1 protein-coding gene is annotated in these 264 nt (G+C 50.4%); it reads left to right on the forward strand.

The window, feature by feature from the left end; genetic code table 11:
- On the forward strand, nucleotides 1–264 hold a 264-nt coding region (locus SB717_RS36685; protein WP_410907987.1), incomplete at both ends, for a DUF637 domain-containing protein.

A 264-nucleotide genomic window follows, 5' to 3' on the forward strand; every position in this document is an offset into this window, starting at 1 on the left:
GAGTCGTGAAGGAGATCCATGAAAGTTGGGATTACAAACATTCAGGATTAGGTGCCGCACCTGCTCTGATTATTTCAATTGTCGCCAGCTTCTACCTTGGACCTCTCGCTGGAGCTATGGCCAGCAACTTTGCCGTGGGCACTATCAATGGCGGCGGAGATATTGGTGCAGGTCTGAAAGCGGCAACCAATAAAAACGCTATTAAAGGCTACGCCACACAGATGGTGACAAGCGGGATTCTGAGTGGGATAGACACAGCAGTCG

The sequence above is a fragment of the Priestia sp. SIMBA_032 genome (assembly GCF_046535215.1).
In the GTDB taxonomy this organism is placed as follows: Bacteria; Bacillota; Bacilli; order Bacillales; family Bacillaceae_H; genus Priestia; species Priestia aryabhattai.